Genomic DNA, 6,003 nt, shown 5'->3' with positions numbered 1-6,003 from the left:
GGGGGGGGGGTAGTGCACGAGCTATGCACTACCCCCCGTGCACCAGCTATGCACTACCCCTAGTGCATTTTTGCGTTGTTTTCACGCAAGTTTGCGGCAAAGATAAGCTTGGTTTTTAAGCACGGGTGCGGAATGTCTAAGCAAGATTTGTCCTCGCAGCGGCAGTCAGGAACATGGGTTCAGACTGAACGGGCGGCCCATGAAGCATGGGCCGCCCTCCTTCGAGATTCACCACGGGCAGCAGAGCTTTTGCACCTACTCGTGGCCAGAGTAGGGCCACACAACGCGGTCGTAATCAGCCAACAGACACTGGCAAAGCTTATGGGCCGATCGATTGATACGGTGAAACGAGCATTAAGCGTCCTCAAAGCCGGCCTCTGGCTTGAGGTCCGTCAGATTGGCGACCGAGGCACAGTCAACGCCTACGTGCTGAATGATCGGGTTGTATGGTCAGGCCCGCGCGATGGCATCCGTCACAGCCTATTTTCGGCCTCTGTGGTGATCTCGGCCGACGAACAGCCAGACAAGGCCATGCTGGGAAAACAGCCGCCTCTCCGCCAGTTGCCATCGCTCTATCCGGGCGAACGCCAGCTCCCGACAGGCCCCGGCATGCCGCCCCCGTCTCAACCGTCACTGGATGGGATGGAGCCGGACATACCAGCCCGTCAAATGGACATTGAAGATATTACTGGACGGCAATAGTGAAGCTACAGATTTTAATATACAAACGGTTACAAATAGGCATTTATTAGGACAATTCAAATGAATAAAATACTATACGCCGTATCTTCTTGCATACTCTGTCTATCACTCACTTCTTGCTCAAATGAGATGGCACAAAGGAGTAAAGAATCTTATCTTTCGAAGATGAGTGAAGAAAAAATACAAGAAAAAACTAGAGTAGTAAATAAGCCTTGGATTGATACGATACTAATAAGTCAGAAAGGACTTTACACTAACGGTATTGTTTATACTGAAATGAAAGACAACAGAACCGAAGTTTGGGTTAATTCATTTTTAGGTTCTATGATAAACAGAAAAACAGGCGCAACAAATTACTTTATTGGTGCCGATCTTCGAATTGGAACAAATGTATATCAGCATATCGAATATACTGTTAATGGAGAAAAAAAGTATGTGAATATTGAAAACTTAATGTCACAAACAAATTGTGGTGACGAACATGTCTACACCGTTGGTTCCGTATCAGATGTAAGTAGAGATTGCTTATCAAGCACAAAAGATGCTGCTTTTGTAACTACAGACCTCATAAACTATATAGCTTCATTAGATCAGCCATTCCATATTGATTTCATTTCCGATGATCCAACCATACGCCCTTATGACGATGTGATTATGCCTGTCGAAGCGCGTGCAATACTTGACCGCGCACAGCAGGAGAAAGCCACCCTGACGGCCCCTCCAGAAGCAACACCAGACGTACAACCACGCTAAACCCTATCCTTGATCGCCCTGGGCGACAGCCCAAGGCGATCAGAACGGCTCAAAGCTCGATCCGCCGCCACTAGGATCGGGGTCCGTGTCCCGGTCCCTCGACCGGGACGGCCCACCCCGGCCACGTCCTCGGCCTCTCATGCGCATGCCTGGCCCTTCGGACCGCCTCTGCCGTTCCTGCGCCTCGTATCGCTCCAGTCCGGTCCTGACGGCCTTTTCCTCGGCCGCCAGATCCTCCAGCCCCATGTGATACAGCTTGGCATCCAAAGCACGGGCGAGAGGATCTGTCGGGTAAAATCTGGCGAACAGCTCCGCCCTCTTTTCCGGCGCTTCACGAATGAGCTGCGCCAGCCTGCTCTCGATCCGCCGCTTCTGCTCCTCCTGCCGCTTCAAAACCTTCCTGCGGACTTCTGCGGCCCGCTCCTGTTGCTCCTCGGCCTGCCGTCGTTGCTCCGCCTCACGCTGGCGCAGCATTTCGGCATATCTGGCTTCGGTCTCCTGTTCAGCCCGGCGACTGCGGCCAAAGGCCCGCACAAGTGAGCTGGCAGCGGCTTTCTTGGCAGCACGAACCTTCTGGATGACGCCTGCCAGTTCCTGGGCCAGCTCACGCACGCGCTCATTCAGGCCGCGCCTGCGCCGGTTCTCCTGCGCCTTGAACGTCCGGGGCTGATAATCCTCCCCTTTCCGTTCGGCCTCGGCCTGATGCTTCCGCTCGATGGTCACACTGGTCGGACCGAGATGCAGGGTCGGCATCTTCTCGACCCCCTGCCGCTCGTAACTGCGATGATCGACACGGGCAGGCTTGTTGTGGCGTTCGAGCGCCTCATTGCATTGCATGGCCCACAGCTCGCGCAGGCTTTCGATCTCTGGCCCGCCTGTCTTGGCGGCATCCAGTATGCGGGTCTTTTTGCCTAGACCGTCCGGCTCGACCTCGCGGGTCGTGGTGAGGATATGCGCGTGATGATTCCGCTCGTCTCCCTCGCGGCTGGGAGCATGCAGGGCAACATCTGCCGCCACACCATAACGCTCGACCAAAGCCCCAGCAAAAGCCCGCGCCAGATCAGATCGCTCCGTGGCGTCCAGTTCGGCAGGAAGGGCCAGGACATATTCACGGGCTGTAACCGAATTGGAGCGCTTCTCGGTCTGCTCTGCCGTGTTCCACAAACGCGAACGATCCATCGCCCAATCACACCCGGTCGGTGCTATGATGAATGAGCCATCGACGCCTGACCGTCTGGTGTAGTCGTGATGGCGTCCATCCCGTTCGTTGGTCAACGTGTCACCTGTCCGATAAGCCGCAGCGGCAACGGCACTCCTGCCGGTACTCCGCGATACGGTTTTGACGGACAAGTGAAAGATCGCCACGGGACACGCTCTCCACAAAAGGGGTTTCAAGGGGCTTGCCCCTGACGCACGCAAACTCGCAGAGTTTGCATAAGTGCGCCCTTAATACCTAATCGGCATTAAGGGTTGAGGTCAACAGCTATTCATGATATACTAATAAGTATAGGGGGAAACTGTAGTCATGTCAGATACAGTCCATCACAAGAAGTCGGCAAAAGTTCTCGCGGCAGAAGAACGTCTCGAACAGGCAAAACGTGCCTTACGTGATGCCAAACAGGCTGAGAACAAGCAGCAGAGAAAAATTGCTGACAGGCAAAAGATAATTCTCGGCGCGACGTTGCTCAATCTTGCCGAACGGGATGAGCGGTTCTCACGGGTCATTGATGAACTATTGAAGCGTCTCACACGGGAACAGGATGTAAAAGCTTTCCGGGATCATGGCTTTGTCACGCCCCGACCTGCAAACGACCAGAATCCGACCACAGCAGATGGCGTCCATACGGGGGCATAATTCATGAATAGCTCTGGTGATGATGATGACGATTTTGCTTTGCAGGAGTTGGAAAAGCTCCGGCAGACGATCATCAAGTCACAGGAGGCTTATTCCAGAATTACCGACACGATCCCTGAACACGTCCAGTTCCTAGAAAGGTCGGCCCACGAGATAAAAAAATCTGCGGATGAAGTGGAAAAAAGCTGCAAGGCTGTAACTGGGTACATCAGTGGGGATCGAAAGGCCCTGATCTGGACATGCAGCACCTCGGCCCTGCTTCTTGTTTTCGTCGCGGCCTTCCTTGGATACACCTTCGGGCATCGGGGTGGATACGCGGAAGGACTGGCCGAAGTTCAGCAACAGGCCAAGGAGCGAAGTGCCCTGGCTGAATGGGCGGCATCTTCTCCATCCGGGGCGCTCGCCTATCAGATGGATCAGGTTGGAGAGGTGCAGGCATTCGGTCGATGCCGGATCGAGGGGTATCATGTCGTCCAGAAGAATGGCGGACGCTGGTGCATCCCGATGAGAGACACCGGCGGGGGGCCTGAATGGTCGCTCCCATCGTCATAACTTCACGTCAGGAGTGAATGATGCCACGGGATATAAACCGTTGCCCCACCCATCCCGGTGAATTGCTGCGGATGGACGTCTTTCCTGCCAGTGGCATGGATGCGCCAGAAATCGCACAGGCGCTCGGCATATCCTGCCAGAGCCTCGATGAGCTGCTGGCCGCACGAAAGCCTATCACCCCCGATCTGGCAGAGCGGCTGGGCCAACTGTTAGGAAATGGCCCCGGCCTCTGGATCAGAATGCAGGCGGCTCATGACGACTGGTGGGCCAGGCGCAACAATGCGCCCTGAATCTGACAAGTCAGACAAAGAGTCAGACATGTCAGACAACCCTAAGCCGTGGGGTGCATCCAGAAGCGGGGGATATGGATTGCCCTACGCCAGTCCGAGAAAAAGGGCGAGCGCCCGACTGACAGACAGCATGAGGGTATCGCTGGCGATCCCGAAAGCGGGACCGACCTTCTCGCGGTTGATGGTGGTCGGTTTGTCGATCATGACCTGTGATGGCTTCCGTAGCCCATTCTGCTCGTCAGGCCGGATTGTCAGGCGAAGCAGGGGAGCATCCACAAGGGCGCTGGAGAGGGGCAGGAGAGTCACAGCGGCTGTCATGTCGAACCGATCAGCCTGCACCACCAATGCAGGCCGGGGTTTGCCAAGATCGCCTTGCAGGGCAACGGTTACAAAGTCTCCGCGCTTCATGCCTCCCAGCCATCCACATCGACAGCAGCCGCATCGAGGAAAGAGGCAATATCTGGATCATGCGAGTCAGCCAGGGCCACCAGCATGGCCTGACGGCGGCATTCCTCGTCAAATCCCTTTGCCCGTGTATCGGGAACCCAGATTTGGACAGGGCGTAACCCCGCCTTGCGGAGCGTTTCACGGCGCTTCTGTACGCGGATGGCAACAGGGGTCATGACATATCCTCCCCGTTACATGTAACAGGAAAGGTGTTCAGGTTCAATGTTTCCCGGTCGGGTTGGAACTCACTGTTTTGCTTGTGCCGGGCAGATAAACACCACCACATTCCCTGTCAGACAAGTCAGACAAGGAGTCAGACATGACAGACGACCCCAAGCCGTGGTCAATCCGTGGCGTTCATCCAGAAGTGCGGAATGCCGCCCTGTCGGCGGCCAGGCGGGAAGGTCTCACGATTGGCGACTGGCTGGACAGGGCAATTCGCTCCCACATAAAAAGTGGCAGAAAACAGGGAGAAAACCTGTCTGACACACCTGTCAGACAGACGACAGACTTGTCTGACGCGGAACGTCTGGTCAGCATGATCGCCCAACTGTCTGCGGCAGGTGCTCCCATTCCCAAATCGGTGGCTGCGAAAGCCTATGCGCTCATACGGGACGGCCTGAAGGACACCCAGCAGCAAAAAAAGGTTGGGAGTCTCGAACATCAAGGAGCGCTGACAGCGCCTGAAGGCCCGTAAATGCCCGTACAGGCCCCTTCATGGCATCGCGCATACAAATCCATTCAAATGATCCTATGGTGCCTTCTACGGCCTTCTGACGCGCTGTAGCTGCGTAATGAGCCGACTGCTTCGCCAACCACTCCCCTTCCTGAGCAGATCAGCAGTGCCAACGAACGACAGCCTACAGGCTCCGGGTGAGTGCGGAGCAGGAACCGCGTAGCGCGCGAAGCGCCGGAGCTGGCCGATACAACGTCGTTTTTTTGCCGCTCGCGCGCGTACACTCCCGGCGTGGTACATCCAGCCCGTGGAAATGTGGATTGCCCTTCGGGCCGCGCTCCGCCCGTGGGCAGCGGTGTGGACAGCCCGTGGACAGCCCTACGGCCTGCCCACCGTCTGCCCACACCGCTGCCCACCGGCTCCACGCTCAATCCACATTCCCACCGGCACACCCAACATCACCAAGTGGAATTTTTAATTTTTAGGGGAAGGAAAGTGGTCCGTTCAGACATCGTCCCCCATCGTCAGAACACACGAAAACGAACCCCCATTAGATCATTAGAAGGAGCATTTTTTTTCTCTTTTGTTTTCAATGACTTGTGGGGGGGGGGTAGTGCACGAGCTATGCACTACCCCCCGTGCACCAGCTATGCACTACCCCTAGTGCATTTTTGCGTTGTTTTCACGCAAGTTTGCGGCAAAGATAAGCTTGGTTTTTAAGCACGGGT

8 protein-coding genes are annotated in these 6,003 nt (G+C 55.6%); 5 read left to right on the top strand and 3 right to left on the bottom strand.

From position 1 onward, the window contains the following. The first annotated feature begins 867 nt into the window (after window positions 1–867). Window positions 868–1,455 (top strand): hypothetical protein, encoded by a 588-nt coding sequence (locus F1542_RS16585; protein ID WP_193733973.1) that lies wholly within the window; start codon window positions 868–870, stop codon window positions 1,453–1,455. Window positions 1,456–1,494: 39 nt separating this feature from the next. Here the strand turns inward: F1542_RS16585 and mobQ are convergent, their stop codons facing one another. Then, on the bottom strand, window positions 1,495–2,820 hold the full coding sequence (mobQ, locus tag F1542_RS16580; protein ID WP_193733972.1) for a MobQ family relaxase: 1,326 nt from the start codon (window positions 2,818–2,820) through the stop codon (window positions 1,495–1,497). 160 nt (window positions 2,821–2,980) lie between these two features. On the opposite strand from mobQ, the gene F1542_RS16575 reads away from it, so the two are divergent. Genes F1542_RS16575 through F1542_RS16565 form a run of 3 tightly spaced genes read left to right on the top strand, consistent with a single transcriptional unit; the run spans window position 2,981 to window position 4,152 of the window. Then, window positions 2,981–3,310, top strand: coding sequence for a mobilization protein (locus F1542_RS16575; protein ID WP_193733971.1), 330 nt, complete (start codon window positions 2,981–2,983; stop codon window positions 3,308–3,310). Window positions 3,311–3,313: 3 nt separating this feature from the next. Next, window positions 3,314–3,862 carry a hypothetical protein gene (locus tag F1542_RS16570; RefSeq protein WP_193733970.1) on the top strand — a complete coding sequence of 183 codons (549 nt, stop codon included), beginning with the start codon at window positions 3,314–3,316 and terminating at the stop codon, window positions 3,860–3,862. A 17-nt stretch (window positions 3,863–3,879) separates the two neighbouring features. Further along, window positions 3,880–4,152: a HigA family addiction module antitoxin gene (locus F1542_RS16565; protein ID WP_193733969.1), complete on the top strand. Its 273-nt coding sequence runs from the start codon at window positions 3,880–3,882 to the stop codon at window positions 4,150–4,152. 84 nt (window positions 4,153–4,236) lie between these two features. Here the strand turns inward: F1542_RS16565 and F1542_RS16560 are convergent, their stop codons facing one another. Next, window positions 4,237–4,560 carry a type II toxin-antitoxin system PemK/MazF family toxin gene (locus F1542_RS16560; protein WP_193733968.1) on the bottom strand — a complete coding sequence of 108 codons (324 nt, stop codon included), beginning with the start codon at window positions 4,558–4,560 and terminating at the stop codon, window positions 4,237–4,239. Continuing rightward, the gene (locus tag F1542_RS16555) at window positions 4,557–4,775 is read right to left on the bottom strand and encodes an antitoxin MazE family protein (RefSeq protein ID WP_031943922.1); all 219 of its coding nucleotides are present in this window, start codon (window positions 4,773–4,775) and stop codon (window positions 4,557–4,559) included. The genes F1542_RS16560 and F1542_RS16555 overlap by 4 nt, the downstream gene beginning before the upstream one ends. 143 nt (window positions 4,776–4,918) lie before the next feature. Here F1542_RS16555 and F1542_RS16550 point away from each other — a divergent pair, with 143 nt between their 5' ends. Further along, the gene (locus F1542_RS16550; RefSeq protein WP_193733967.1) at window positions 4,919–5,296 is read left to right on the top strand and encodes a hypothetical protein; all 378 of its coding nucleotides are present in this window, start codon (window positions 4,919–4,921) and stop codon (window positions 5,294–5,296) included. Window positions 5,297–6,003 lie beyond the last annotated feature (707 nt).

It is taken from the genome of Komagataeibacter sp. FXV3, assembly GCF_015155755.1.
In the GTDB taxonomy this organism is placed as follows: Bacteria; Pseudomonadota; Alphaproteobacteria; order Acetobacterales; family Acetobacteraceae; genus Komagataeibacter.
Note: the sequence above shows the minus strand (reverse complement) of the source record. Positions and strands in the feature narration are given on the sequence as shown.

Bases quoted from the DNA above. Each gene is read 5' to 3' on its own strand.
- F1542_RS16585 (WP_193733973.1), top strand. From the start codon at position 868: ATGAGTGAAGAAAAAATACAAGAAAAAACTAGAGTAGTAAATAAGCCT.
- F1542_RS16575 (WP_193733971.1), top strand. From the start codon at position 2,981: ATGTCAGATACAGTCCATCACAAGAAGTCGGCAAAAGTTCTCGCGGCA.
- F1542_RS16570 (WP_193733970.1), top strand. From the start codon at position 3,314: ATGAATAGCTCTGGTGATGATGATGACGATTTTGCTTTGCAGGAGTTG.
- F1542_RS16565 (WP_193733969.1), top strand. From the start codon at position 3,880: ATGATGCCACGGGATATAAACCGTTGCCCCACCCATCCCGGTGAATTG.
- F1542_RS16560 (WP_193733968.1), bottom strand. From the start codon at position 4,560: ATGAAGCGCGGAGACTTTGTAACCGTTGCCCTGCAAGGCGATCTTGGC.
- F1542_RS16555 (WP_031943922.1), bottom strand. From the start codon at position 4,775: ATGACCCCTGTTGCCATCCGCGTACAGAAGCGCCGTGAAACGCTCCGC.
- F1542_RS16550 (WP_193733967.1), top strand. From the start codon at position 4,919: ATGACAGACGACCCCAAGCCGTGGTCAATCCGTGGCGTTCATCCAGAA.